We start from the raw sequence: 25,774 nt of genomic DNA on the forward strand, positions 1-25,774 counted from the left end.
TTCAGGACAGCTCCACTGCAGCATCCGCGTCGCGGCGCTCGGCGCCTTCGATCTCCACCGCGCCGAGGCTCAGAACCTTTGTCGCGGAGAGCTCTTGCGCCAACCAAGCGACCATCTCGGCGATGTCGCCTTTCGGCCCATGCACCGCGTCGAGCACCATTTTGGACGGCGCCCAAACGGAGATTTGCCCCTGCTTCATCGCCCAATCCAACTCAGTTCGGGTCGCACGCACGACACAGCGGGCATCACGCCCGGCCAGAACCCAGGCGTTTTGCTCAATCGCCAAGAGGTCAATGCGCCGCTGCGCCGCCTTATGCCCCGCCTCGGGCCAGTCGCCAGAGGGCAAACCAACGGTCAGAATGACAGGTCGCGGATCGGCCTCAAGCGCGTCGATCCAGGCGGTGAGCTGCGCGCTCGCCAATGCCTCCGGCCCAAGATGCACAATCAGCGGATGCGGCACCGGGGCCTCCATAGCCTCTGCACGCCCACCCTGTTCAGCGCTGCGCACAATCTCGACGCCAAGCGCGCCGGGACCCCGGTCGAGTTTTTCGACCCGCACGAAGACCCGAAAGGCGCGCGGCTCGGCGAGAATGCGCTCTGCGATGCGCTCGGCAAGGGTTTCGAGCAGATTGAGACGCTCGGCCTCCAACTCGATATGGATTGCCTCGGTCAGCCGGTCATAGGACAGGATGCGGTCGACGTCGTCATCGATCGGACCGGTCACCGGTGTCAGTTCGACCACGATGTTGAAGGACACGCGCTGGCGCACGCCGCGCTCGGCTTGAAACGCACCGATTTCGACATCGACCACATGGTCGCGCAACGAAATCCGGTCGAGCGGTGCGGCGTCAGACGTCGCCAGCGCGCGCGCTTCGGGGTGCTCAAAAGCCTGTCTAATCTCGGACATTGACGGTCCCTTTTGCAAGTTTGGCCTTTGCTACAGCTTTGGCGGCGATGGGCCAAGACCCAATCGCCCGGCGCACACGTCCATCGCTGAAATGGCAAAACCCCGCCGTTTTACCGGCAGGGCCTGAAACAATTCCGTGATCTGAGGCGTTACGCCTGCGGCATCCGGTAGAACATGTGAACGCCGATCTGCGCTGTTTTCGCGAAAGCACGCGCCCAACGCGGGTTCACAGCGCGGGTGTGATAGTGGGTCGCGCCCTGCGTCAGCGTGCGCGGCGCGCCGTCGATCATCAGCTTGGCAACTTTCGCCACCTGATCCCAAGCGCCCTTTTCGCGCACGACATCAGCGTAGCCGTCGCAGGTGTAGGTGAACTGGCACTGGTATTTCTTGCCCGTGCCCTGATGCACCACGCCGCAGACCGTGTTCGGAAACTTCGACGAGGAGACGCGGTTGAGAATGACCTCGGCGACGGCGAACTGACCTTTGACGCTTTCACCGCGCGCTTCGAAATACAGTGCCTCTGCGAGACATTGCCATTGCTCCCCCCCCTTGGCGGCGGGCTGACTCGCAAGGAAGTCCCGCGAGTAGGAGATCGCGGGGGTGCTGGATTTCGGCTTGAAGCTCGCCAAGAGACGCTCGATCGCATCTGCGTCGACGTTTTCAAGTCCATTGCGCTCTTGGTTCAACAGCGCGTTCAGTTCGAGCCCAAGCACCGGGTTCGGATCGTTCGAGTGGCTCACCGTCACCTCTGCACGGGACTGTCCCGGAAGTGTCGATGCGCCGAGCGTGACTACAAGCGCGAGCGCCTTGAGCTTAGCTGGAATTTGCATAGGGTTGCCCCTCCATTGCGCCCCAAATTGCAGGGCCTCACGGGTGGATTTCGGAGCGGGGGATAGGTCAAATGTCCCAAAAGGTCCACCCCGAGGCCCTCGACGCATCAACCAGACAGTCAAGAAATAAGCGCAAAAGTGCCGAAAAACACTTAAAGGCAGACCATAACCGCCTTTATTTTCAGCATCTTGCTGCGTTTGTGTGACTATTTTGCATCGTAGGCGACAAGCTGCGCAGCGGCAAGGCGGGCCACGGGCACTCGGAAGGGGGAGCAGGACACGTAATCGAATCCTGCAGCGCGACAAAAGGCGATAGATTCGGGGTTGCCGCCATGTTCACCGCATACTGCGACCGTCAATTCAGGACGTGCTTTGCGCCCTCGCTCGGCCCCGATTTTCAAAAGTTCGCCGACTCCCTCAAAATCGAGCATGTGGAAAGGATCTTCCGGAAAAACGCCCTGCTGCACATATGAGTTCATGAACCGCCCCGCATCGTCGCGCGACAGCCCGTAGGCCATTTGCGTCAGGTCATTGGTGCCGAAAGACAGGAAAGCCGCACTCTGCGCGATGTCACCCGCGCGCAAGGCTGCCCGCGGGGTCTCAACCATCACGCCGAGGCGATAGGTGAAATCCGCGCCCGTCTCGTTGCGCACGGCCGCAGCAACGCCGTCGATCTGGGTTTTGACCAATTCGACCTCGCGTTTGGCAGAGACCAGCGGGATCATGATCTCCGGCACCACCGGCGCACCGTGTTTCGAGGCCTCGATCGTGGCTTCAAAAATGGCACGGGCCTGCATTTCGTAAATCTCGGGGAAGGTGATGCCCAGGCGCACGCCGCGCATTCCCAGCATCGGGTTGAATTCCGACAGCCATTCGATGCGACGGGTCACGTCAGAGAGCGGCAGGTCCAGCGCTTCGGCCAGTTCCTTCGCGCCTTCGCGGTCCGAGGGAAGGAATTCATGCAAGGGCGGATCGAACAGGCGAATGCAGACAGGCAGGCCCTCCATGATCCGGAAAAGCTCTGTGAAATCAGAGCGCTGCATTGGAAGGAGCCTGGCAATCGCCTCGGCGCGATCTTCATGGCGCGAGGCGAAAATCATTTCGCGCATCACAGTCAGGCGGTCGCCTTCAAAGAACATATGCTCGGTGCGGCACAGTCCGATGCCTTGCGCTTTGAAATCGCGCGCCATGGCGGCATCCGCCGGCGTGTCGGCATTGGCGCGCACCCCGATGTCACGGATCGCATCGGCCCATTCCATCAATTGCAGATACCAGTGGTCCTTCACCGGCGGCAGCATCTTGACAGCGCCCATCAGCGCCTCGCCCGCGGAGCCGTCGAGCGTCAGAATATCGCCCTCTTCGAGCTTGCGCCCATCTGAGAGCGTCAGCGTGCGTTCGCGAGCGTTGATCCGCATCGAAGCACCAACGACACAGGGCACCCCCATCCCGCGCGCGATCACCGCCGCGTGCGAGGTGACACCGCCGCGTTCTGTCAGAATGCCGACGGAGGAATGCATGCCGCGAATGTCCTCGGGCGTGGTCTCGCGCCGCACAAGGATGCAGGGCTCGCCACGCGATTCATAGCTTTGTGCGACACTGGAATTGAACACGATCCGTCCGACCGCGCCGCCCGGCGAGGCCGCGATACCTCTAGCCACAACGTCACGTTTCCCTTTGGGATCAACCTGTTGGTGCAACAACTCGGTTAGTGACCGCGCGGGCACACGGGTGATCGCCTCTTCGCGCGGGATGATGCCATCCTCGGCCAGCTGCACCGCGATGCGCAGCGCTGCGCGCGAGCTGCGCTGAACCCGCACGGCGTCCAGCACCGAAAGCTTGCCGTTCTCGATGGTAAATTCGACCTGCATCTCTTCGCGCAGACGCACGCGGCAGAGTTTCGACATTTCCACCAAGGCCTTAAACAGCTCTGGCTGCACCTCTTCGAGCGAGGGCCCACGTTTGTCTCGGGTCAGGTAGAGCGCTTCATCCGCGTCGAATTCGCCATTGCTGACCGCATCGCGGCCCTGCGACTGGCGTTTGTAGCGGCCTTTGATAAGCGGCGCGCCGGTGTTCGAATCCACCAACTGCAGGACCCCTGCCCCGCTTTCGCCAGGGCCCAGCCCCAAGGACATGGCTTGCACGATCAACCCGAGTCCTGCATCCGCCGGCGCCCCCTTGGCCTGACGCAAGAGCCGCGCCGTTGTGCCCTCCCAGGCTCGCGCCATCGAGCGCAGGACTTGGCCCAATTGCTCGGCGGGATCTTGAGGGAACAGCTCTCCCGTTTCATCTTCATGAGCGTCCAGTGCAGATTTCAGAGCCTCACGCACGGGCATAGAGGTGTCAAATTCGAACAACTCCGGATCAAGGCGCTCAACATGGACCGCAAAAGATTGCACAAATCGCAAATATAACGTGTCCGCCGCATCCGGACCAAGGGTCTGCGTCAGCTCCGCATGGCGTGCGTCATTCATGCCAATGTTGAGAATGGCTCCAGGGCCACCCCAATCGGGGTCCTCGGACGAAGGCCGCACAGAGAGCAAAGGCGCATCGCCAAACACCCGCAACAGCGCTTTTTTGTCAAACCGATGCCCCTCCGCCAAGCGATGCACTGCATCGAAGGACAAAGCGACAGTTTCCGGCACGGGCAGATCAAGACGGATCAGGCGTTGCAGGCATTTTGCCCGTCCGCCATGGGTTTCGACCGCGATCGGTGCGACGCGGCGGATGCGGGTGAACCCGAGACTGTCGCTCTCTTGCTGCACTGCGGCACCTCCCTGTTGCGGCACGCTACGCCTCAAGGCCGCGTGAGCGCAACCATTAACCGTAACGGCGCACAGATTTCATGAAACACCGTTGCAGCTTAACACGGCAACGGCGAAAGATCAGCTTTCGATCCGGGTGAGATCGGCGACCGACAGACAGACGTCACGAATGCGTCCCAAGAGGTTCAGGCGATTGCGGCGCACGATCTCGTTGTCGGCATTGACCTGCACCGCCTCGAAGAAGGCGTCCACGGAAGCGCGCATATCGGCCATAGCGGACATCGCTTTGGTGAAATCCTCAGCCTTCATCGCAGGCTTGATCGCCTCTTCCGCCGCATCGAGCGTGGCAAAAAGCGCTTTTTCTTCTGCGACTTCGGCAAATTTGAGATCGGGGCCAAAGCTGTATTCGACACCGTCTTTTTCCTCGGCCTGCGTCAGGATGTTGTTCGCGCGTTTGAAGCCTTGGATCAGGTTGGTGCCATCTTCGGTGTCGAGCATGGCCTGCAACGCACGGGCACGTTTAACCAAAAGCGTGATGTCATCATTGCCTTCCATCGCCAGACAAGCGTCGATCACGTCATGACGGATGCCCTCGTCTTTGAGGAAGACTTTGAGACGGTCGTGGAAGAAGGACAGCAGATCCTCGGAGGTGTCAGGAACATTGCCAGCCGCCTTTTTCACCGCGTCTTTTTGAGCATCGGAGAGCTTGTCGGCGATCGCATCGAAAGCCGCGCCGAAGACGCCGTGTTCAGCGATCTCGTCGAGGATTTCTTTCAACGTGTCGATGATACCATCATTCTCATCAGCCTCTGCAATCTTGTGCAGCAACAGCTGGCTGTCGATGAACCGGTCGAGGTTCAGACGCACATCGTTGGTGATCAAGAGACGGATCACGCCCAGAGCCGCGCGACGAAGCGCAAAGGGGTCTTTCGAGCCAGTGGGTTTCTCATCAATCGCCCAAAAGCCCGTCAAAGTGTCGAGCTTGTCGGCCAAAGCAACAGAGACGGAAACAGCTTCGGTCGGCACATCGTCGGAAGGGCCAAGCGGAGAATAGTGGTCGCGGCAGGCGTCTGCCACAGCATCCGACAGCCCGGCTTTTTGAGCGTAATAGCGGCCCATGATGCCTTGCAGTTCCGGGAATTCGTAGACCATTTCAGAGCTCAGATCGGCTTTGGCAACTTTCGCAGCCACGCCGGCCTCAGCGGCCTCGGCACCAACGATGGGCGCGATTTCTTCGGCCAGCGATGCGATGCGCGCGATGCGGGCCGCCTGAGAGCCGAGTTTGTTGTGGAATGTGACATTGGCGAGCGATGCGGACATCGCCTCCATGCCGTCACGCTCGACGGTCCGCACGTCGTTTTCCCAGAAGAATTTCGCATCCGACAGACGCGCGGAGAGCACCTTTTGGTTGCCCGCGAGGATGGTCGCGCCGTTGTCCTTGGTCTCGCGGTTGGCAACGGTGACGAATTTCTCGATGCGGCCCGTCTTCGGGTTGCGCACAGAGAAGAATTTTTGATGCTCTTTCATCGAGGTCTGCAACACCTCGGGCGGCAGATCGAGGAAATCGGCACCGATCTCGCCTAAAAGCACGACCGGCCATTCGACCAGACCCGCAACCTCGGCCAAAAGCCCTTTGTCCTCAACGACTTCGAGCCCCTGCGCGAAGGCTTGATTGGTGGCGTCGTGCCAGATGTGATTGGCGCGCTCAGCCCCATCGAGCACCACGAAATTCTGTTTCAGCTTGGTCGCGTAGTCGTCGAAAGACGTCACCTTGAAGCTGCCGGAGGGCATGAAACGATGCCCCCGGACCGTGTTGCCGGAGGTGATGCCGTCGATGTCGAGGGGCACAACCTCGGCGCCGTCTTCGCGAGTCATCAGGCAAACGATGGAGTGCAGCGGACGCACCCATTTGAGGCTCCCCGCGCCCCAGCGCATGGATTTCGGCCAGGGGAAATTGCGCACGGTGGCCTCAAGCACCTCGGCCACGATCTCGGCGGCCGGACGCCCCGGCTTGGTGATCTTGGCGAAATAGACCTGGCCCTTTTTCTCGTCGCGGATTTCCAACTCGTCTTTCGTGACACCCGCACCACGCAGGAACCCTTCGAGCGCTTTTTCGGGCGCATCGACGCGCGGGCCTTTGCGCTCTTCGACGGTGGTCGGCGACGCCTCCAATAGCCCTTCGATGGAGAGAGCCAGACGGCGCGGCGTCGCGAAGGCGCCCGCGGAGGCATAGGTCAGACCGGCCTCGACCAGACCGTTCGTCACCAGAGATTTCAGATCCTCGGCGGCACGTTTTTGCATGCGCGCGGGGATTTCTTCGGAGAAGAGCTCGATCAGCAAGTCAGCCATAGTCAGTTTCCTTCAGGAGCGGGCGGACAGCCCACGGGAGTGGGATCGCCGTCGAACACGGCATCGCCACAGCGGTTGATCTGGTTCCAGGCAAAGCCGCGGCCATCGGGGTAGATGGCGACCACACGGTCGATGCCATAGGGAGAATTTTCTGCGCCGAGGAAGGCGACGGCACGGCCCGCCTCGATGTCGGCGCCAATCGCGCCTGCGTCGAAACAGTCGAACCATTTCTGCGCCACGAGAGGAGCCGCATCCTCATAGGGCTGAAAGGTTTCCGTCATCATCGGCAGGGACAGGGGCGTGGTGAAACAGGCGCGGAATTTGATCGGCGAGGTGTCGGCGTCGATGCCGGTGAAATTCTCGGCGAGAATGTCTTCGGACAGGCCCTCGAAGGTGGTCACAGAGACCGAAGCCGCCGGCGCATTGGCCGGGATCGGTTTGTAATAGGCGTAGACCTGCGAATAATAGAGGCCCGCGCCGAACACGAGTGCGGAGATCACGATACCACCTGCGACCAGTTTGCCATTCATTCCACGAAATCTTTCGGCACGAGGCCTTTTTCAGCAGCATCGGCTTGTGTCGCAAGCGCTTTCCAGCCGCCCGCCTCGGTCAGAACGAAGGCATCGGCACAGGCTTTGGCCAGCGCGCGGACACGCCCAATATAGGCCTGACGCTCGGTGACGGAGATCACGCCGCGCGCATCCAACAGGTTGAAGATATGCGAGGCCTTGATGCATTGATCATAGGCCGGATGTGCCATGATAATGCGTTTGCCGGTCTTGGGATCAATATGCTCCTGGTCGAGAATGGCGTGACATTCTTTCTCGGCATTGACGAAATCCGACAGAAGTTTCTCGGTGTTGGCAACGTCGAAATTGTGCCGGGAATATTCTTCCTCGGTCTGTTTGAACACATCGCCATAGGTCAGCGCGATCGGCGCCTGCGGGTCGTTGTAGGGCATGTTCATGACGTGATCGACGCCCAAAACATACATCGCCAGACGCTCGAGCCCGTAGGTCAGCTCACCCGAGACCGGATGGCAATCATGGCCGCCGACCTGTTGGAAATAGGTGAACTGAGACACTTCCATCCCGTCGCACCAAACCTCCCAACCGAGACCCCAAGCCCCCAACGTCGGGCTTTCCCAGTCGTCTTCGACGAAACGAATGTCATGCAGCTCGGTGTCGATGCCGATGGCTTTGAGCGACCCGAGATAGAGGTCCTGCAAATCCGGCGGCGAGGGTTTGATCAGCACCTGATACTGGTAGTAGTGCTGCAACCGGTTCGGGTTCTCGCCATAGCGCCCGTCGGTCGGACGGCGCGAGGGTTGAACGTAGGCCGCAGCCCAAGCATTCGAGCCCAAAGAGCGCAGCGTCGTGGCCGGGTGAAAGGTCCCCGCGCCCACTTCCATGTCATAGGGCTGCAATACGGCACAGCCTTTCGCGGCCCAATAGGCCTGAAGCCTCAGGATGATTTCCTGAAAGGAACGCGGTTTGTCTACAGTCTCGGACATGGGAAGTCTTTCGCCAGAGGTTTGTGATGGGCGTGTTGTCACGCATCGAACGCGGCTCTTCAATAGGCAAGCCCGGCGGGGGCGTCAATGTCACCATAGCGCAATCCCCGGCTCTTGCGCCGCAAAGCCCGCAATCCGCTTTATTTCGATCACATCTCCTCCATTTCTGACCTTACGGCACCGCCCAGATGTTGACCTCGGCCACAAACCTGTTTTCTTAGCGCCCGGACAAGATGACGACGAACAGGACCCGGAGGACACCCTTTGGACCGGTTCGAAAAGAAGTAAGGGTTCTCATGACTAGGTTTTTCGCTGTTGCGCCTCTGGGCGTTGCCGCTTCGCTGTTTCTCTCCACAGCTCTCTCCGCGGAACAATGGATTCAGATCGAGGCACAGCCCTCTCTGACAGAGGCCACCGAGGCGGCCCAAGGCTATGCCAACGCGCTGCCGAATGTCGTGGGATTCAACCTGCCGGGCCGCTGGCACGCCATCGCGCTTGGCCCCTACGCCACGGAGGCCGAAGCCGAAGCCGCCCGTCTGGCACTGCGCGCTCAGGGACGAATTCCCGGCGACAGCTACCTGACCGACGGCGCCCGCTTCCAAGCGGCGTTTTGGCCGGTCGGTGTGAATGTCTCGACTCTCGCGCCCATTGAGACCCCGACAGACGCGCCCGCAACGGACGCCGTTGCCGAAGAGGTGATCGAGACAGCAATGGAGCCTATCGAGTTGGACGAGACCCCGGCAGAGGCCCGCGCCTCCGAGCGCGCATTGGATCGCCCGGCGCGTGAGGCGCTGCAAACCGCGCTGCATTTCGCGGGCGTGTATAATTCCGGCATCGACGGCGCCTTTGGGCCCGGCACGCGGCGCGCCATGTCCGACTGGCAAACGCTTCAGGGCTATGAGCCGACAGGTGTTCTGACCACCCGCCAACGCGCCGAAGTTCTGGCGGCCTATCAGGACGTGGTGAACAGCCTTGGCCTTCGCCCTGTTGTGGATGATGTCGCAGGCATCGCGATCACGCTGCCGACAGGTGTTGTGGAGTTCTCCGAATACACCCCGCCTTTTGCAAAATACGGGGCCAAAGATGGCTCAGACGCGCAGGTACTTTTGATCTCACAAACCGGCGATGCTGCCACTTTGGGCGGTCTCTACGAGATCATGCAGACGCTCGAAATCGTGCCGATGGACGGCCCGCGCTCGCGCGACCAGAACAGCTTTAGCCTGACCGGCACCAATGCTCAGATCACGTCCCACACCGAAGCAAAATTGGTGAATGGCGTGGTCAAAGGCTGGACCCTGATCTGGCCAACACCCAGCAACACCACCGACGAGAAACGTCACCAGATGGCTTTGGAGGCGATGCAGGCGTCTTTCGCGCCCACCGACGGCGTCTTGCCCGATGCCTACGGCGAAGGTGCAGCGCAGGACATTGACCTGATGGCCGGCCTCGACATCCGCCGCCCGGAAAAAGCCGGCAGCGGGTTCTATGTCGACGACAAAGGCACCGTGTTGACCGAGGCCGATTTGGTCGCGAGCTGTGCCAAGATCACCCTCGACGAGACTTATGACGCCACCGTCACCGCGACCGCCGATGGCATGGCGCTTTTGACCCCGACTGAGGCTCTGGCCCCGCTCGAGATCGCCAAATTCGACAGCCAATTGCCGCGGCTTCAGTCCGAGGTCTCCGTCTCCGGCTTTGCCTATGAGGGACGCCTTGGCGCGCCAACGTTGAACTACGGTCTGATGGCCGAGCACAAAGGCCTGTCGGGCGAGGAGGACATTCTGCGCCTCGCAATGACCACGCTTCCGGGCGAAGCGGGTGGCCCGCTGCTGAACAGCGCAGGCGCCGTGATCGGCATGCTCGCCCCCTCTGCCGCGCTGACGCAGGGCCGGGACCTGCCAGCGGATGTGGCCTTTGCCTATGACATGGAAAAGATTGCCGGGTTCCTGTCCAAGAACGGCGTGACCATGTCGGCCTCTGAGGCCGCCGCGGGGGCTTCGGACAGCGATCTGGTCACCATCGGGCGTGACATGACGGTTCTGGTGAGCTGCTGGAACTGATCTGATTTTTCAGAGCAAAAAACATGCGAAACCCCGCTCTGGCGGGGTTTTTCTTTGGCCTCAGGCCCGGAACAACGCCAGCGCCGCCTGATCCGCCTTGCCCTTGGTCAACCAGGCCAGCGCGAAGATCCAGATGCCCATGGCCTCACCCCAAAACACGAGATTATGGCGAGCGACAAACGCCTGCCCCCCGCCCCAGCGCGCGTAGACGAAAGACCCGGCGATCATCGCCAGTGCCACGAGGATGCCGTAGCCGCAGGCCTTGTAGATATAGGGGCGCACGCGGCTTTGGGTTCTCGGGAATTGCACGAGGCAGAACACCACGAGGCAGAGGAAAAACACCACCGCCGAGAGGTTATGGACCCAAGCGGACAAATCGACGCCAACAAGTTTTTGCGTCACGGTGATCTCGGGCAAAATGCAGCTGTCGCTCTCATTCGCTTTCACCACCACGCAATCGTCCAAAGACGGAAACACCGCCACCAAGAGCGCGGAGACACCCGCCACGCTGGACAGAACCTGATCCGAAAAGGTCTCGCCCCGACGGCGCGGGTAGCCTTTGTAGGAAATCAGGAACACGCCGATGGCGAAAAGCGACCCGACGAAGGCCTCTCTGAGCGGCGAAAAGAAGTAGTTCGACACGGAATCGCGCAGATGATCGTCGAGGGGCAAGCCGCCGCCGATCAACAGAAACGGCAGGATGAGCGCCACGAGACCCAGCGCCTGACGCACGCGGTAAAAGCTCAGGACGTGCTCATTCTCTTCCGCCATCTCTTCCGCCACGCATCACCCCCGCCAGAACCGGATGGTGAAGAGCGCGAAGACCGACATGACCTCGAGACGACCGATCAGCATGGCGATGGCCAAAACCCATTTCGCCGGATCGTTGAGCGTTTCGAAGTTCCCCGCCGGCCCGATGATGTCGCCCAGTCCCGGCCCCACACAGGCCAAAGCGGTCGCAGCGCCCGAAATCGCGGTGATGAAATCGAGCCCAGTGGCTGCCAAAAGCACCGCCGTGACGCCCAAAGTGACGATGAAAAACGAAAAGAACGCCATCACGGAGGACAGCACATCCTCTGTCACCGGGTGGCCTTGGTAGCGGGGCGTGAAGACGCCATTGGGGCTATGGATTTTGCGGATTTGCGCCCTCATCGAGGCCCACAAAAGCTGATAGCGGAAGACTTTCACAGAACAGGCCGTCGAGCCCGCGCAGCCGCCAATGAGGCCGATGAAGAAAAAGGCCACAGCCGGGAAGGCGCCCCACAGTTGATAATCCGTCGAGGCATAGCCAGTGCCGGAAATGATCGATGTGACGTTGAACAGGCCCTCTCGGAAGGAATGTTCGAAATGATCGGCGTTGACCAAAAGGCGGTAGACCGCAAAGGCGATGGTCAGGCCGAAAATGATCATCAGATAGGCATGGATCTGCGTGTCGCGCCAGAGAGGTTTTGCGGTGCCTGCGATAAGCTGAACGAAGCGGACAAAGGGCAGCGAGGCGAGGATCATGAAGAAGGACGAAACATATTCCGCCGGCCCCTGGAACGCGCCGAAAGAGGCGTCACGGGTGGAAAACCCTCCGGTTGAGAGCGTCGTGAGCGCATGGTTCAGCGCATCGAACACCGACATGCCGACCAGCAGATAGCTCAGGAAACAGAGGAAGGTCAGCGCCACGTAGATGACCGAAATCCGCGAGGCAATCTCACCGGCGCGCGGCAGGACTTTGCCATCAGTATCAAAGGCTTCGGAGCGGAACACCTGCATGCCGCCCACTTTAAGTTCGGGCAGGAAGACCATAGCGACCACAATGATCCCGACGCCCCCGAACCATTGCAACATCGAGCGCCACAAGAGGATGCCTTCGGGCAGATCGTCTAACCCGGAGAAGACCGTCGAACCGGTGGTGGTCATGCCCGACATCGCCTCGAAAAACGCATCGGTCAGGCTCGCCTCGGTCGCGCCCAAGATAAAGGGAATGCCGCCGAACAGCGGCAGGATGAGCCAGATCAGCGTGGTCAAAAGGAACATTTGCTGGATCGAGAGGCCCTGTTGCTGGCCGTTCTGGGTCGAGAGCGTCAAAGCCGCGCCAATCACGAAGGTGATGACGCCTGCGCGAAAGAACACATGCCATTCGCCTGACCCCGTAGACAGGTCCACCGCCATGGGAATCGCCATCGTCAGCCCCAAAAGGGCGACAAGCGTGCCGATCACATATCCAACAGGTCTTAAATCCGTCATGAGGCCAAGGCTTGGCGGGGCCGCGCCCGCAAGTCAAGCACGCCTTTGCGGCAGAGGCATCTCAGTCCATTATCCGACGTGGAAAAGCGTCGAAAACAGTTTGGGATCGAGGCTTTGCGCGGCAAAGGTCTCCCCTTCGGTCAAAACCGAAACTGCGTCATGAGAATGCAGGCTTTCCTGATGGGAGGCGACCACGCGGAAATCTCCGATGCGCGGATCGTTTTCCAAGACTTCTGAGAACAAACGCGCCGCGTCCTCGACGAAAATCGGATTGGCGGCGTTAAGCTCTGCGAAGGCCTGTTCGTCCTCACGTTTGACCATGACTTGCGTCTCGGTCGGCACCGCTTTGCGACAGAGGTCAATGAGATCTTCGAACCAAAGCGTATCCTGCTGGTTCTTCACCTCGACCGAAATCCGCGCCACGGAGCGTTGCGAATGCGGTGTCGCGAGCTGGTGCCGGGTGCGGCGGGCATGTTCGGAAAGTTCAAGAGAACAGGGGCACGTGGAGCTATAAACATAGTCCAGATGCATGATTTCTGTCATTTTACCGGCGACTTCCACAAGCTCCAGCGCGATGTCGTAATACTGGTAACCCTCAAGACCGGAGCGCAGAGACGGCCGTTTCACCGGGAAGGAAAACCGCATCTGGATGCGCGCATCGAAACTGTCGAGATCGCTTTGATAATCGCGCAGCGCGGCTTGGATCACGTCGAAGGAAAAGCTGCGCTCGGCGTGTTTGTAGAACGACCGCATGATCCGGGACATGTTGATGCCCTTCTTCTCTGCTTCCAAAGACACGGTGCCGGTAACAGAAGTCTCAAGTGTCAGATCGCCGCCACCATTCAAGCTGTCGCGGGTGCGGAACCGGATCGGCAGGCGGAAATTCGAGATGCCGACGTGCTGGATTTGCCGCTTGGCGCCCTTGATCAGGCTCTCCGGTCCGTTTTGCAAATCCGGCAGGCCTTCCTTATAGGCCTCGTCGACCTCGAAATCTTCCGGGTAAGCGCGGCGCAGCGCCGGGTAGTTTGCGAAATCATTGGCCTCGGGCAAAAGCCGCGCGATGGCCGGATCAAGCTCCGCAACTTCGGTCGGCGTCGCCGATTTGGCCCAATCGCGCAGGGTCTCGAGAGCGGCCTCAGCGGCCGCCCGGTTGTTTTTTTCAAGATCGCTGGTCTGCATGTTCATCCGCACATCCCCACAGATTGGCCCAAAGGCTGGCGTGAAAGCTCGGCCCTGACGCTGAGCCTCATATAAGAGGTTTCACTCATTTTACCAATACGAAGGAGATTTGCTTCTGGATCAAACCGCTTCGAGTGCGTTTAGAATATCCGCAATGATGTCTTCGCCGTCCTCAAGACCCATCGAGAGCCGCACCAGGCCGTCGGTCAGGCCCAATTCCGGGCGCTTCTCGACTGGAACGTTCTTGTGAGTCGTGGTGCAGGGGTGCGTCGCGATGGATTTCGCATCGGCGAAATTGTTCGACAGGGTGAAGACCTCAAGCGCGTTGAGGAATTTGAACGCCGCCCCCTTGCCGCCCTTGAGGTCCACGGTGATCACCGTGCCTGCGGCCTCGGATTGCGTTTTGGCCAGCTCATATTGCGGGTGCGACTTGTAGGACGGGTAGCGCACGGAGTTGAGCGCCGGATGGCCATCCAGAGCCTCGCACAGCTTCATCGCCGTCTCCGCCTGACGCCGCACGCGCAGGTCGAGCGTGTCGAGGGATTTGAGTTGAATCCAGGCGTTGAACGGCGAAATCGCCCCGCCGGTGTGTTTGATATACATCTCCACGGGACCACGGATCAGCTCACGGTCGCCCGCGATGATACCGCCGAGACAGCGCCCCTGCCCATCCACATGTTTGGTCGTGGAATAGATGATCAGGTCGGCCCCGGCCTCTTTCGCGTAGGAGAAAATCGGCGTGCACATGGCGTTGTCGACCACGACCAGCGCACCGACCGCATGGGCCAGATCACAGACGGCTTTGAGATCGATGACCTCCAGCGTCGGGTTGGAAATGCTTTCGCAGAACACGGCTTTGGTGTCGGGACGGATCGCGGCCTTCCACTCGTCCAGATTGGTGCCATCGACCAAAGTGGTCTCGACGCCGAATTTTGGCAGAACTTCGGTGACGATGTAAAGACAGGAGCCAAAGAGCGCCTTCGAAGACACCAGATGATCGCCCGCTTTCAGCACGGACATCAGAGCGCCCGCCACGGCGGCCATGCCGGAGGCGGTCGCGAACGCGTCTTCACAGCCCTCAATCGCGGCCATCCGATCCTCGAACATGCGGGTCGTCGGGTTGCCGTAACGGGCGTAGATGAACTCGTCTTCGCCTTGGTTGACGAACCGCGCCTCAGCGGCCTCGGCGGTGTCATAGACAAAGCCCTGCGTCAGGAACAAGGCCTCGGAGACCTCGCCATACTGCGAGCGGCGCACGCCGTCATGGATGAGTTTGGTTTGGGTTTTCCAGCTGTCTTTCGCCATTTGCGCGATCCCTTTCGACAAAAAAGCCCCCTCTCGATCAAGAGCGGGGGCGCGGCGGGTTCTGACCAACCCAGCGTCTCGTCCTGACCTCTTTAGCGGTGTTTTTAGCGTGGCCCGCAATCCGGAGAACAAATCGCCACGTGGTCATCTCATAGGCGGGGTACAAATCCTGCGACATCCTGTCAAGCTCATGACCGATGCACCCGCTCTCGTTAACAAAGATTCACCCCCCTGTCGCAGCATCGTGACACTTCTCGCGCATATCAAACGCAGGGAAGACAATCGGGTGCAACAGAGGGTGGCGAACATGCCCCTTTTGAAGATCAACACAGATGGGCCCTTTCTGCCCGCAGGCACCGCCTTGGTGCTGCGCGAAGCTCTGGCGAAGACGCCACAGGGCGCGCCGATCATCATCTGCATTCATGGCTACAAATTCTCGCCCCGCGTGCCTCAACACGACCCGCATGATCATATTCTCGCGCTTGATCCCGGCCTGACCTGCCGCAAGGCGCTCAGCTGGCCGCGCGGGCTTGGCTTTGGCACCGGTCGCTCGGACGAAGGGTTGTGCATCGCGCTCGGTTGGCAGGCCCGCGGCTCGATCTGGCAGGCGTATTCTGAGGCCCGCGCCACCGGCGAGGCTTTGGCGCGACTGATCTGGAAACTCGACCGGCCTGTTCATCTGATGGGCCACTCCTTGGGCGCGCGCGTGATCCTCTCGGCCCTTCCGCATCTGCCCGAAGGAGCCGTACGGCGGGCGATTCTCCTCTCCGCCGCCGAGTTCCGCTCCACCGCCGAACAGGCCCTCGACAGCGCTGCCGGGCGCAAAGCGGAGGTTCTGAACGTCACCTCACGCGAAAATGATCTCTTTGATGCGCTCTTTGAGATGGCGCTCGTTCCCGATCATGCCCCCGCTCGTTCACTGGGCGCGGGGTTGGGGCAATCGCATCGCGGCTGGTGTGACATCCAGATCGACGATGCGGCGACGCGCGCCACATTGGCCCGTCTGGGCTACGACATTCCCGCAGCGGATAAGAAGATCTGTCACTGGTCCCCCTATCTGCGTGATGGCGTGTTCGAGTTTTACCGCACCGCTCTGCGTCACCCCGAACGCCTGCCGATGGGCTTGTTACAAAAGGCGCTGCCGGCCACGCCCTCGCCGCGGTTTTCACATCTTTTGCCAGTGTTTTCCTTTGCTTCGCCCTTGTCCTTTTCGCGCAAAGCGTCATCCTGAGGCAAACCCCATCCCCGCGTGAGCGGATGGGAGAGAACAACGGATAAGGCAAATGATCGACACCCCCATTACGCTCCACTACTGGCCGACGCCCAACGGCTGGAAAATCGCCATCGCGCTTGAAGAGATGGACCTGCCATACGAGGTCAAACTGGTGAACATCGGCGCGGGCGAGCAGTTTGAGCCAGAGTTTCTCAAAATCTCACCCAACAACCGCATGCCCGCGATCGTCGACCCGGAAGGCCCGGGCGGGCGGCCGATTTCGATCTTTGAATCGGGCGCAATCCTACAATATCTCGCGCGCAAATCAGGTCAGTTCTATGGCGGCGGCGAGCGCGATCAGGTCGCCGTCGATCAGTGGCTGATGTGGCAAATGGGCGGGCTTGGGCCCATGGCCGGACAGGCGCATCACTTTTTGAGCTACGCGCCCAATATGGAGCCGCCGAACGACCTGCCCTATGCCAAAAACCGCTATCGCAACGAAGTTGCCCGGCTTTACGGCGTGCTCGACCGGCGTCTGGCCGAGGAGGAATTCGTCGCGGGCGATTTCTATTCCATCGCCGATATGGCGATCTGGCCCTGGGCGTCTTTGTGGGAAAAACAGGAACAAAGCCTCGATGACAAACCGCATCTGAAACGCTGGATCGCACGCATTGCTTCGCGCCCGGCCGTGCAGCGCGGACGCGCCTTGGCGGCCGAAAAACGCACGGAAACGGCGCATGACAAAGAGGCCCAGAAGATCCTCTTCGGTCAGGGCGGAGCGCAAAAGTGATCCTCACCCGGCGGGAGATGATCCTGGGCAGCAGCGCGCTGAGTTTGAGCGCCTGTTCCGTGCCCTTGATGAACACCCCGCCGGAGGCCCAGGCCACGCAGACGCGCGACCTTCTGGTCGTCACAAACCGCGTTGTGTCGCAGGACCCGCAGCAGGTCTTTGAAGCCGCCCGCTCCGACACGCGGTTCTTTTGCGACTATCAAATTTCTGTGCCATCTGATCGTCGCCCCGGCGAGTTCTCCTTCCCCCGCACGCCTCTCGATCCCGAGCGGCAGTTTTTCGTAGCGGACAGCCAACGTTTTGAAGCAGAGCCCGATTTCCGACATGTCCTAAACCAACGCATCAGAGCCCAGCCCAAGGGCGAGCGCGGCGTTGTGCTCTTCGTCCATGGCTACAACGTCTCCTACCCCGGCGCCGTGTTCCGCGCTGCGCAGATCGCGACGGATTTTGAACTGGATCAGCCGATGGTGCTGTTTTCCTGGCCATCTGCGGGACGCATCTCCCGCTATGCCTATGACCGAGATTCCGTCCTTTTTGCCCGTAAATCACTGGCACAGACCCTGCATGATCTGGCGCGTTCTCAGGCCGAACAGATCACCATTCTGGCACATTCCATGGGCGGGCTTTTGACGATGGAGGCGCTCAAACGTCTCGCGCTCGAAGGCGACCGCGAGACGCTGGACCGGCTTAACGGTGTGGTTCTGGTGCAAGCCGACATTGACATCGATTTGTTTCGCTCACAGGTCACCGATCTGCGCCCCTATGACGTCGAACTCGCGGTCTTCGCCTCGCGCCGGGATCGGGCTTTGAAACTGTCTTCTGTTCTGACGGGCGGGCATCCACGCGTTGGCGAGGCGGAAAATATCGAAGAGTTGCGGCAGCTTGGCGTTCTGGTCGTCGACACCACAATCGCGCCCCGTCCCGGTCCGCTGGGGCATTCCGCGCTTATGCAATCGCCCGAGCTTTTATCGATCATCGCCTCGCGCAGCTTTGTCGACCGCATTGTCGGCGGCGCACCCGGACAGGATATTCTGATCGAGGGTCTGAGCCTCACCGGCTCTGCCGCCTTGGCGATTGCCTATCTGCCCTACACGATCACAGGGACCTAGACGCGATTACTCCGCTGCGTCCTTATCCGCCTCTTCGGTCGAATGCCGCGCCATCAATCCGCTTTGTGCCATGAAAAACAACAGCATAGCGATCGGCAAGCCAAAGGTCTTGAACTTCACCCAAGTGTCGGTCGTGAGGGTCCGCCAGATCACCTCATTGGCGACGGCCAGACCGAAGAAAAACAGCATCATGCGAAATTCGAGTTTGCGCCATCCCTCGGCGTCCAAGGGCATCACCTCGCCCAGAACCAATGAGAGATAGCTTTTCGAGCGCATCAATCCGACGCCCAGAATGGCCCCGAACATGATGTAAATCATCGTCGGCTTCATCTTGAAAAACCGCTCGTCATTGAGCCAGATCGTGAGGCCCCCGAAGACGACCACCAGCACCAGCGTCATGATCTGCATCGCCGACAGCTTGCCGGTTAGACGCCACAGGATCAGGGTGGAGAGCGCCAAAAGCGGGATAAACGCCGCCGTCATCACGATGAACCCGGAATATTCCGTGCCCCCGATAGTGAACACATGGTCCCGCAGCGCGATATAGCCCGCGAAAAACGCCAAAATCGGCCCCATTTCGAGAACCGGTTTCACCCAAGGCTTGATCTGCTTTTCGTCTGACATGCGCGCTCCTTATCCACCCATCTCAACTATGACCGCGCCCAAGGCAATCAAGGCCATGAGGGACAATCTTCTCGGCCCCACCTTTTCGCCCAACACGATCCAGCCGATGAGGGCCGCGAAAACGGTGGAGGTCTCGCGCAGCACAGCCGCCTCGCCCACGTTATCAAGACGGGTCGCCAACATGATACAGCCAAAGGAAAAATAGGCCACAATGCCGCCAAAGAACCCCTTAACTGCCAATGGCCCGAGCGCCGGCTTTTCGACCATATTCCGATAGCGCAGAAACGCCACCACAGGCATCACCAAACCGTCGAGGAAGAAGAACCACGCCAAAAACGTGAACGGATCGGCGGTCGAGCGGATGCCGTAAGCGTCATAGGTCGTGTAAAGCGCCACGAAAGCGCCAGTCAGAACCGCCAGCATCAAGGCGGGAACCATGGTCTCACGCCCGACCGTGATGGTCCTGAGGTTGTAGATCGCGAGCCCGAAGATGCCGGAAATCAACACCAAGACGCCGAGCCATTGCACCAAGGTGAAATGTTCGCCAAACACGAATCCGGCCGCGACCACCGCAAAAAGCGGCCCCGAGCCACGCACCACGGGATAGACGACCGTGTAGGCGCCCATGGTGTAGGTGTATCCCTGCGCGACTTTATAGCCCATGTGGATCACGAACATGCCGAGGAAAATCAACCACATATGTGGCTCCGGCCAAGGCACAACGAACAACGCGAAAGGCGCGGCCATGATACAGTAAAAGAAATCCATCGCACCGCGGGACAGCCATGGATCGTGCCGCCCCTTTTGTAACGCCCCGAAGAGCGCATGCAAAAACGCGGCCATAAGCGCCAGAATCAGCGCTGCCTGGTGGCCCGTTTCCGTGCCTTCAAGAGAAAGAATGAAGTCGCTCATGTGATCCTGCTACCCCCAGCCCCCTAAAAGGTCCAGAGCCAGAAACCGCACAGCGACTGAGCGCATACCTCAGGCCGCGCGCGGATCGGAGCGCGTGAGCCCCGGCATATCAGAATAGGGATTCGGCACCAGCATGCCGTCGGTCGCCTCGATAAACGGATAGGCCGGGTCCAGATAGCCCGCCGTGATCAGCGCTTCTTCCAGCGTGCGGATCACGAAATCGGTGCGGAACTCCGGCAGAACCCCCATGCCCCAGATGCGGGCCGGGCGGTCTTCACGGTCAGGGTCCACCACCAACATGGCCGTGCCCACCAAACGCTCGCCCTGAACCACCACCATTTCGGCGTAAAGCTCACGGTCCTCCGGCCAGTCCTCGGCCGTGTCGTCCGGGCAGACCGGGTGGTCGAAAAACAGCTCCTGAATCGCCTCGCGTCGTTCCAGCGGGTTCCCACAGGAGACCCAGCTCTGGGGACCAATGGCGTGCAGAATTTCGAGCATCAAACCTCCAGACCCGTCAGGGCCGCGGCAAATTCTTCGGGGTCGAAGGGGGCGAGATCGTCAATCTGTTCGCCCACGCCAATCGCATGGATCGGAAGACCGAATTTATCGGCCAGACTGACCAGAACCCCACCCTTGGCGGTCCCATCGAGTTTCGTCATGACAAGGCCGGAGACATCCGCGATCTTCTGGAAAATCTCGACCTGAGAAACCGCGTTTTGCCCTGTCGTGGCGTCGAGCACAAGCAAAGTGTTGTGCGGCGCGGTTTCGTCCTTTTTGCGGATCACCCGGACGATCTTGGCCAGTTCTTCCATCAGGTCGGCGCGGTTCTGCAACCGGCCCGCCGTGTCGATCATCAACAGATCGGCGCCGGTCTCCTGCGCCTTGGTCATCGCGTCAAAGGCCAGACTTGCCGGATCGGAGCCCTCGGGCGCAGTTAGAACCGGCACACCGGCGCGCTCGCCCCAGACCTGCAACTGTTCAACAGCCGCCGCACGGAAAGTATCGCCCGCCGCGATCACCACGGATTTACCGGCCGCGCGGAATTGGCTGGCGAGTTTGCCGATGGTGGTGGTCTTGCCCGAACCGTTCACGCCGACAACCAGCACAACCTGCGGCGTCTTCGTGTAGATCGGCATCGGTTTGGCCACCGGCTCCATGATCCGCGCGACTTCCTGGGCCATCAGGCGCTTGATTTCTTCAACCGAAAGTTTCTTGCCATAGCGCCCCTCGGCCATGGCTGCGGTCACCCGCATCGAGGTCTCGACCCCCATATCGGCGGTGATCAACAACTCTTCGAGCTGTTCGAGCATATCGTCATCCAGCGCGCGGCGGATGACGGTCTTTGTCTCTTTACGGCCCAGAAGGCGCCCCAAGAAGCCCGGTTTGACGGTCTCGGACAGAGTTTGAGCGGGTGTTTCGATCACGGTCTCAACCGGGATTTCAACCGGCATCTCGACAGGAACTTCGACCGGCACCTGCACGGGCATTTCAAGCGGGGCAACTTCGGACGGCGGCGTGACATCCGGCTCCGGAGCACCCGGAAGATCGACAGGAAGCTCTTGCGGCACATCCGTCGGCAGTTCTTCCGGCAGAGGCGCGGGGGGTGTTTCCGGCGCCGGCTCAGGGATCGGCTGCGGCTCGGGCTCAGGCTCGTATTCTGGTGTCGGCAACGGTTCCGGCGTCACATCCGGGGCAGCGGGCGGCTCCGGCGCTTTCGGTTCAGCCGCGACCTCTTCGACATAGGCCTCCTCGACGCTGCTTTCCTCGCCACCGTCCTCGACAATGGCTTCCAACCCTTCGTCGAGTTTCGACGAGGTTTTCATCAGACGGGATTTCAGTTTTGAAAAAAGCGACATGGGGCCTCCGTTCCTGTCGTCACTTAATCGGTCTTGGCCCTTTATGAAAGCCCCCAAACGCGTGGAACAAAGGCCAAAAGGATCGCCCCCTGACCGCAAATATAGAGGATCCATAGCAGATAGCCCGCGCCTCGCGCCGTCTGCGTTCCGGGCTTCATCCGAAAGAGTTGGAGCGACAGAATGAGATCGGAGAGCAAGAACAAGACAGCTCCGAGGCTGGCCAAACGCCAGGTCTCCGGCAGGCTGAGCGCCAGCACCGTCATGACCGAAATGAGCAGAACATAGACGCGGACTGGCCCGCGCAAAGCGCCTGTATGGGGCGCCAGCCAAACTTCCGTCGACAACGCGACACCGGCAAGCATGACAACACCCGGCCAAAAGAGGCCGTCGACCTCAGTCCAAAACAGAAAGACGTAGCAGAGATGCGCGAGCGCAAAGCTGACAAGCCCGATGAGAAAAGCCCGATCCCCCTCACGTGACAGCGCCAGATCGCCCAGCGCCGATAAAATCAGTCCGAATATTAACCAAGATGACCCGCCATGAAGAAACGCCATCAGCGCGAAGAGGCTCAATGGCACTGTCTTGATCCCGCTGCGCCAAAGCGCCGGCGCGCGCCCGGTCAAAGGCAGGTAGGCCAAAGCACTCGCCCCAGCCAAGCCCCATAAAATTATGTCCAAAATCACCCCTCCCCGCCGTCTGAGCCACAGGTTTCGCTTTTGCAGACCACAGGCTCATGCCTATAGTCAGCACAGATTTAAAGGGACGTCCATGACACAAACTCCGCCGCGCAAGACCGCCCACATCATACGTTTTTTCGCGGTCACGACGCTGGCGCCCGTGGCGCTTTTGGCCTTGGGCGCAGTGTTTGGCGGGCTTTGGGCCGTGGCGGGTTTTCTCTATATGACGGCTCTGGCTTATTCTCTCGATCAGCTCGTCGTCCTAGCCCGTGATCCTGAAAACCCGGAGGCCGAATTTCCCGACGCCAACGCGCTCTCAACCGTTCTGGCGCTTTCGCATTTCGCTCTTTTGCCTCTGGCCGTCTGGGCGCTCTCCAATGGACACCTCGCATTTTGGGAAAGGCTCTTTGTGTTCTTCGGCATGGGATTGTTCTTTGGACAGGTGTCGAACTCCAACGCGCACGAGCTGGTGCATCGCTCCAATCGGACGCTCCGCCGTATGGGCACATGGGTCTATATCACGCTGTTATTCGGCCATCACGCCACTGCGCATGTCCGTGTGCATCACCGTTATGCGGCCACCGCCCGAGACCCGAATTCCGCGCCTCTCGGCATGAGCTATTACCGCTTTCTGCCCCGCGCCTGGTTCGGGTCGTTCCGAGCCGGTCTGCGCGAAGAAAACGCGATGCGCGCGCATGCCGGATCGACCGATCTGCACCCTTACGTGCTTTATGTCGGCGGCGCGGTCGTCTGTCTCGCTCTGGCCTATCTCATTGGCGGTTTCACAGGCGTTTTCAAATACATGCTGCTCGCGGGCTATGCCTCCTCTCAGCTTATGCTTTCGGATTATGTGCAGCACTACGGGCTCCGCCGTCGCGAAATGACTCCCGGAAAATTCGAACCCGTCGGCGCAGGGCATAGCTGGAACAGCCCGCAATGGTTCACGTCTTTTCTGATGCTCAACGCCCCTCGGCATTCCGATCACCACGCCCATCCGATGAAACCCTATCCTGCGCTGGAGCTTACGGACGAGATGCCGCAACTGCCGCACTCACTTCCGGCCATGGCAACGCTGGCGCTGATCCCGCCGTTGTGGCGCAAAGTTATGGACACCCGCGTGGCGCGTCTACAGGAGACCACAGCCTCACAACACGCCGGTTAACCAGCTGTTAAGAATGTGAGTGGAGCGACTCGTCGCCCTGTGTCATGGTTGCCAAATGATGAAGACCTGCATCCTCCCCCTCGCTTGCGCGCTCTTGAGCGCCACGGTGGCCTTTGCCGATCCTCTCACTGGCGAAGAATTCGACGCCTACGCGACAGGGAAAACCCTGACCTTCGCAGAAGACGGACAACCTTACGGCGCGGAGGAATATCTGCCGGGAAATCGCGTGCGATGGGCCTTTGATCAGGACACTTGCAAAGAGGGCATTTGGTACGAACGCGAACAGGACATTTGTTTCGTCTACGAGGATGGCCTTGCGCCGCAATGCTGGCAGTTTTTCGTCGAAAGCGACAAGCTCAAAGCCGTGTTCCAGGGCGACAGCGGCACGGAGCTTTATGAGGCCTGGGCCTCGGACGGGCCCTTGGCCTGTATGGGGCCTCAAGTCGGGGTCTAGGCACCGCCCGTCCCACAGGCATGCCAGGAGGACAGGCTCGCCCCACAGCTTACCCACGTTAACCTTAGCCGGTGTTAAGGTTAACCAGATTAAGGTTAACGCGTGAGAGCAACGAAACGCCGACAGAGCGCCGGAACCGCAGCCAGATAGGCGGAACCCCACCATATCAAATGGCGTCGTTTCTCAGAACAAACTGCCCTGAGCGGGCCCGCCACCTGAACCCGGCTCTTTCTTGGCCTTAGGCTTGGCAGGCTTCGATGCCACGCCGCCACCGATCTGCACACGACCGTCGGCGAATTGCACCTCATGCATCCGCGCTGCCTCCTTGGCCGAGGTGACAACCCCGCCCTCGGCATCGCGCACCACGGCATAACCACGTTTCAACGTCTCCTCATAAGACAGCGCCGACAACATGCCCGCGCGCTGATCCAATGCGGCCCGCCAGCGATGGGTCTGGCCTTGAGCGGCGCGTGCGAACCGGTCCGAGAGCTGTGTCAGATCGCGGCGGGCCTGAACCGTTGTACGCGACACCGTTGCGGGCGACAGTCGCGCCGCCAAGCGATCAAGATCACGCCGATGTTGCCCCGCGCCGCGCGCCAAAGCGGGTGCAAGCCGCAGGAACAAAGTGGACAATCGGTCCTTCTGGGCCGCCATCCGCCCTCGCAGCATCGAGGGCCGCAGCACGGTCGCCGCCTCGGACAGCGCCAGCCGCCGGTTGCGCACGCCGTTGATCAGGGCCTGCGTCAGGCGCAGATCGATCTGATCGACACGCTGACGCGGCCCATCGAGCAGGCGGTCTTTCTGCGGCAAAGCCCGGCTCAGATCGCGCAACCGTTGACGGCGCAGCTCGACACCACTGTTCAAAGCCCGCTCCATCCGGGCACGCAATTCCTGAATGGTGACCCACAATTCGCGCCGCACCGGTACGGCCAGTTCGGCGGCGGCGGTCGGTGTCGGCGCACGTTTGTCGGAGGCGAAATCGATCAGCGTCGTGTCGGTCTCGTGGCCGACAGCGGAGATCAGCGGAATTGCGGAGTCTGCCGCCGCACGCACCACGATTTCTTCGTTGAAACCCCAGAGGTCCTCGACCGAGCCACCACCCCGCGCGACAATAATAAGGTCAGGCCGCGGGATCGCGCCGCCTTCGGGCAGAGCGTTAAATCCCCGAATGCCTGCCGCAACTTCGGCGGCACTTTTCTGTCCCTGCACCGCCACCGGCCAGATCAGCACATGACGCGGAAAGCGGTCGCTCAGCCGGTGCAGAATATCGCGGATCACCGCGCCTGAGGGCGAGGTCACCACTCCGATCACCTCCGGCAACCACGGCAGAGGTTTCTTGCGGGAGGCATCGAACAGCCCCTCGGCCGCCAGCGCTTTTTTGCGCTTTTCCAGCATCGCCATAAGCGCGCCCGCGCCGGCCGGTTCGACATTATCGACGATGATCTGATAGCGCGAACCGCCGGGGAAAGTCGTCATCCGGCCCGTGGCGATGACCTCCATCCCCTCTTCCGGCTGCACCTCCATCCGCGCGACCTGGCCTTTCCAGCTCACGGCGTTGATGACCGCTTTTTCGTCCTTCAGGTCGAAATACAAATGCCCCGAACGAGGCCGCGACACGCGCCCCACCTCGGCCCGCACCCGCACATAGCCGAATTCGCCCTCGATCATCGCCTTCACCGCGCCCGAAAGCTCGGAGACGGAAAATTCCGGCGCGTTAGAAGATTTGGGGCTTTCGTCCTCGAAAAGATCGGACATGTTTGGCCTCCGGGGGCTGCTCGTGCTTGTGTCAAACTCTCGGTGACCTTAGAACGCGCGCAAGCAAAGGTGAAGCGGAGAG

General features: G+C 60.5%; 22 protein-coding genes and 1 riboswitch. Of the genes, 6 read left to right on the plus strand and 16 right to left on the minus strand.

What is annotated here, in order from left to right; all coding sequences use genetic code 11:
• Window position 1 precedes the first annotated feature (1 nt).
• The 6 genes from J5Y17_RS10700 to J5Y17_RS10725 form a co-directional block, all read right to left on the minus strand.
• A complete protein-coding gene (locus J5Y17_RS10700; protein ID WP_219785244.1) occupies window positions 2–907 on the minus strand; it encodes a dihydroneopterin aldolase in 906 nt (301 codons plus the stop codon).
• A 149-nt stretch (window positions 908–1,056) separates the two neighbouring features.
• The gene (locus J5Y17_RS10705; protein ID WP_219785245.1) at window positions 1,057–1,737 is read right to left on the minus strand and encodes a cell wall hydrolase; all 681 of its coding nucleotides are present in this window, start codon (window positions 1,735–1,737) and stop codon (window positions 1,057–1,059) included.
• A gap of 206 nt (window positions 1,738–1,943) precedes the next feature.
• A complete protein-coding gene (locus J5Y17_RS10710; protein WP_219785246.1) occupies window positions 1,944–4,499 on the minus strand; it encodes a putative PEP-binding protein in 2,556 nt (851 codons plus the stop codon).
• A gap of 120 nt (window positions 4,500–4,619) precedes the next feature.
• A complete protein-coding gene (gene glyS, locus J5Y17_RS10715) occupies window positions 4,620–6,848 on the minus strand; it encodes a glycine--tRNA ligase subunit beta (protein WP_219785247.1) in 2,229 nt (742 codons plus the stop codon).
• Between the two features lie 2 nt (window positions 6,849–6,850).
• On the minus strand, window positions 6,851–7,378 hold the full coding sequence (locus J5Y17_RS10720; protein WP_219785248.1) for a DUF6446 family protein: 528 nt from the start codon (window positions 7,376–7,378) through the stop codon (window positions 6,851–6,853).
• Window positions 7,375–8,361: a glycine--tRNA ligase subunit alpha gene (locus tag J5Y17_RS10725; protein ID WP_219785249.1), complete on the minus strand. Its 987-nt coding sequence runs from the start codon at window positions 8,359–8,361 to the stop codon at window positions 7,375–7,377. Before J5Y17_RS10725 ends, J5Y17_RS10720 begins: the two co-directional genes overlap by 4 nt.
• A 296-nt stretch (window positions 8,362–8,657) precedes the next feature.
• Here J5Y17_RS10725 and J5Y17_RS10730 point away from each other — a divergent pair, with 296 nt between their 5' ends.
• Window positions 8,658–10,421, plus strand: a complete 1,764-nt coding sequence (locus J5Y17_RS10730; protein ID WP_219785250.1) for a serine protease — start codon at window positions 8,658–8,660, stop codon at window positions 10,419–10,421.
• 60 nt (window positions 10,422–10,481) lie between these two features.
• Here the strand turns inward: J5Y17_RS10730 and J5Y17_RS10735 are convergent, their stop codons facing one another.
• From J5Y17_RS10735 to metZ, 4 genes are all read right to left on the minus strand, one after another.
• Window positions 10,482–11,204, minus strand: coding sequence for a DUF998 domain-containing protein (locus tag J5Y17_RS10735; protein ID WP_219785251.1), 723 nt, complete (start codon window positions 11,202–11,204; stop codon window positions 10,482–10,484).
• Window positions 11,205–11,207: 3 nt separating this feature from the next.
• Window positions 11,208–12,656, minus strand: a complete 1,449-nt coding sequence (locus J5Y17_RS10740) for a TrkH family potassium uptake protein (RefSeq protein ID WP_219785252.1) — start codon at window positions 12,654–12,656, stop codon at window positions 11,208–11,210.
• Window positions 12,657–12,725: 69 nt separating this feature from the next.
• Entirely contained in the window at window positions 12,726–13,841 is a 1,116-nt protein-coding gene (folE2, locus tag J5Y17_RS10745; RefSeq protein WP_219785253.1) for a GTP cyclohydrolase FolE2, read from the minus strand.
• A gap of 114 nt (window positions 13,842–13,955) precedes the next feature.
• The gene (metZ, locus tag J5Y17_RS10750) at window positions 13,956–15,140 is read right to left on the minus strand and encodes an O-succinylhomoserine sulfhydrylase (protein ID WP_219785254.1); all 1,185 of its coding nucleotides are present in this window, start codon (window positions 15,138–15,140) and stop codon (window positions 13,956–13,958) included.
• Window positions 15,141–15,211: 71 nt separating this feature from the next.
• A riboswitch (SAM riboswitch) is annotated at window positions 15,212–15,290 on the minus strand.
• Window positions 15,291–15,447: 157 nt separating this feature from the next.
• On the opposite strand from metZ, the gene J5Y17_RS10755 reads away from it, so the two are divergent.
• Genes J5Y17_RS10755 through J5Y17_RS10765 form a run of 3 tightly spaced genes read left to right on the plus strand, consistent with a single transcriptional unit; the run spans window position 15,448 to window position 18,252 of the window.
• Window positions 15,448–16,371: a DUF726 domain-containing protein gene (locus J5Y17_RS10755; protein ID WP_219785255.1), complete on the plus strand. Its 924-nt coding sequence runs from the start codon at window positions 15,448–15,450 to the stop codon at window positions 16,369–16,371.
• A gap of 52 nt (window positions 16,372–16,423) precedes the next feature.
• A complete protein-coding gene (locus J5Y17_RS10760) occupies window positions 16,424–17,143 on the plus strand; it encodes a glutathione S-transferase family protein (protein WP_219785256.1) in 720 nt (239 codons plus the stop codon).
• Entirely contained in the window at window positions 17,140–18,252 is a 1,113-nt protein-coding gene (locus J5Y17_RS10765; protein ID WP_219785257.1) for an alpha/beta fold hydrolase, read from the plus strand. The genes J5Y17_RS10760 and J5Y17_RS10765 overlap by 4 nt, the downstream gene beginning before the upstream one ends.
• 6 nt (window positions 18,253–18,258) lie before the next feature.
• Here the strand turns inward: J5Y17_RS10765 and J5Y17_RS10770 are convergent, their stop codons facing one another.
• The 5 genes from J5Y17_RS10770 to J5Y17_RS10790 form a co-directional block, all read right to left on the minus strand.
• Entirely contained in the window at window positions 18,259–18,876 is a 618-nt protein-coding gene (locus J5Y17_RS10770) for an inner membrane-spanning protein YciB (RefSeq protein WP_219785258.1), read from the minus strand.
• 9 nt (window positions 18,877–18,885) lie between these two features.
• Window positions 18,886–19,788, minus strand: a complete 903-nt coding sequence (locus J5Y17_RS10775; RefSeq protein ID WP_219785259.1) for a DMT family transporter — start codon at window positions 19,786–19,788, stop codon at window positions 18,886–18,888.
• Between the two features lie 69 nt (window positions 19,789–19,857).
• The gene (locus J5Y17_RS10780; protein ID WP_219785260.1) at window positions 19,858–20,286 is read right to left on the minus strand and encodes a GNAT family N-acetyltransferase; all 429 of its coding nucleotides are present in this window, start codon (window positions 20,284–20,286) and stop codon (window positions 19,858–19,860) included.
• Complete coding sequence (gene ftsY, locus J5Y17_RS10785) at window positions 20,286–21,644, minus strand: signal recognition particle-docking protein FtsY (RefSeq protein WP_219785261.1); 1,359 nt, start codon at window positions 21,642–21,644, stop codon at window positions 20,286–20,288. Before ftsY ends, J5Y17_RS10780 begins: the two co-directional genes overlap by 1 nt.
• A gap of 41 nt (window positions 21,645–21,685) precedes the next feature.
• Complete coding sequence (locus J5Y17_RS10790; protein WP_219785262.1) at window positions 21,686–22,321, minus strand: lysoplasmalogenase; 636 nt, start codon at window positions 22,319–22,321, stop codon at window positions 21,686–21,688.
• A 91-nt stretch (window positions 22,322–22,412) separates the two neighbouring features.
• Here J5Y17_RS10790 and J5Y17_RS10795 point away from each other — a divergent pair, with 91 nt between their 5' ends.
• Both J5Y17_RS10795 and J5Y17_RS10800 read left to right on the plus strand, forming a co-directional pair.
• Complete coding sequence (locus tag J5Y17_RS10795) at window positions 22,413–23,483, plus strand: alkane 1-monooxygenase (protein ID WP_219785263.1); 1,071 nt, start codon at window positions 22,413–22,415, stop codon at window positions 23,481–23,483.
• Between the two features lie 55 nt (window positions 23,484–23,538).
• On the plus strand, window positions 23,539–23,937 hold the full coding sequence (locus tag J5Y17_RS10800) for a hypothetical protein (RefSeq protein ID WP_255572032.1): 399 nt from the start codon (window positions 23,539–23,541) through the stop codon (window positions 23,935–23,937).
• A 183-nt stretch (window positions 23,938–24,120) separates the two neighbouring features.
• Here the strand turns inward: J5Y17_RS10800 and xseA are convergent, their stop codons facing one another.
• Window positions 24,121–25,692: an exodeoxyribonuclease VII large subunit gene (gene xseA / locus J5Y17_RS10805; protein ID WP_219785264.1), complete on the minus strand. Its 1,572-nt coding sequence runs from the start codon at window positions 25,690–25,692 to the stop codon at window positions 24,121–24,123.
• Window positions 25,693–25,774: the final 82 nt, after the last annotated feature.

Source organism: Celeribacter sp. PS-C1 (assembly GCF_019429625.1).
GTDB lineage: Bacteria > Pseudomonadota > Alphaproteobacteria > Rhodobacterales > Rhodobacteraceae > Celeribacter.

Excerpts from the sequence above, each read along its gene's own strand:
- J5Y17_RS10700 (WP_219785244.1), bottom strand. The coding sequence starts at position 907 with ATGTCCGAGATTAGACAGGCTTTTGAGCACCCCGAAGCGCGCGCGCTG.
- J5Y17_RS10705 (WP_219785245.1), bottom strand. The coding sequence starts at position 1,737 with ATGCAAATTCCAGCTAAGCTCAAGGCGCTCGCGCTTGTAGTCACGCTC.
- glyS (WP_219785247.1), bottom strand. The coding sequence starts at position 6,848 with ATGGCTGACTTGCTGATCGAGCTCTTCTCCGAAGAAATCCCCGCGCGC.
- J5Y17_RS10720 (WP_219785248.1), bottom strand. The coding sequence starts at position 7,378 with ATGAATGGCAAACTGGTCGCAGGTGGTATCGTGATCTCCGCACTCGTG.
- J5Y17_RS10725 (WP_219785249.1), bottom strand. The coding sequence starts at position 8,361 with ATGTCCGAGACTGTAGACAAACCGCGTTCCTTTCAGGAAATCATCCTG.
- J5Y17_RS10730 (WP_219785250.1), top strand. The coding sequence starts at position 8,658 with ATGACTAGGTTTTTCGCTGTTGCGCCTCTGGGCGTTGCCGCTTCGCTG.
- J5Y17_RS10740 (WP_219785252.1), bottom strand. The coding sequence starts at position 12,656 with ATGACGGATTTAAGACCTGTTGGATATGTGATCGGCACGCTTGTCGCC.
- folE2 (WP_219785253.1), bottom strand. The coding sequence starts at position 13,841 with ATGAACATGCAGACCAGCGATCTTGAAAAAAACAACCGGGCGGCCGCT.
- metZ (WP_219785254.1), bottom strand. The coding sequence starts at position 15,140 with ATGGCGAAAGACAGCTGGAAAACCCAAACCAAACTCATCCATGACGGC.
- J5Y17_RS10755 (WP_219785255.1), top strand. The coding sequence starts at position 15,448 with ATGCCCCTTTTGAAGATCAACACAGATGGGCCCTTTCTGCCCGCAGGC.
- J5Y17_RS10760 (WP_219785256.1), top strand. The coding sequence starts at position 16,424 with ATGATCGACACCCCCATTACGCTCCACTACTGGCCGACGCCCAACGGC.
- J5Y17_RS10770 (WP_219785258.1), bottom strand. The coding sequence starts at position 18,876 with ATGTCAGACGAAAAGCAGATCAAGCCTTGGGTGAAACCGGTTCTCGAA.
- J5Y17_RS10775 (WP_219785259.1), bottom strand. The coding sequence starts at position 19,788 with ATGAGCGACTTCATTCTTTCTCTTGAAGGCACGGAAACGGGCCACCAG.
- J5Y17_RS10780 (WP_219785260.1), bottom strand. The coding sequence starts at position 20,286 with ATGCTCGAAATTCTGCACGCCATTGGTCCCCAGAGCTGGGTCTCCTGT.
- ftsY (WP_219785261.1), bottom strand. The coding sequence starts at position 21,644 with ATGTCGCTTTTTTCAAAACTGAAATCCCGTCTGATGAAAACCTCGTCG.
- J5Y17_RS10795 (WP_219785263.1), top strand. The coding sequence starts at position 22,413 with ATGACACAAACTCCGCCGCGCAAGACCGCCCACATCATACGTTTTTTC.
- J5Y17_RS10800 (WP_255572032.1), top strand. The coding sequence starts at position 23,539 with ATGATGAAGACCTGCATCCTCCCCCTCGCTTGCGCGCTCTTGAGCGCC.
- xseA (WP_219785264.1), bottom strand. The coding sequence starts at position 25,692 with ATGTCCGATCTTTTCGAGGACGAAAGCCCCAAATCTTCTAACGCGCCG.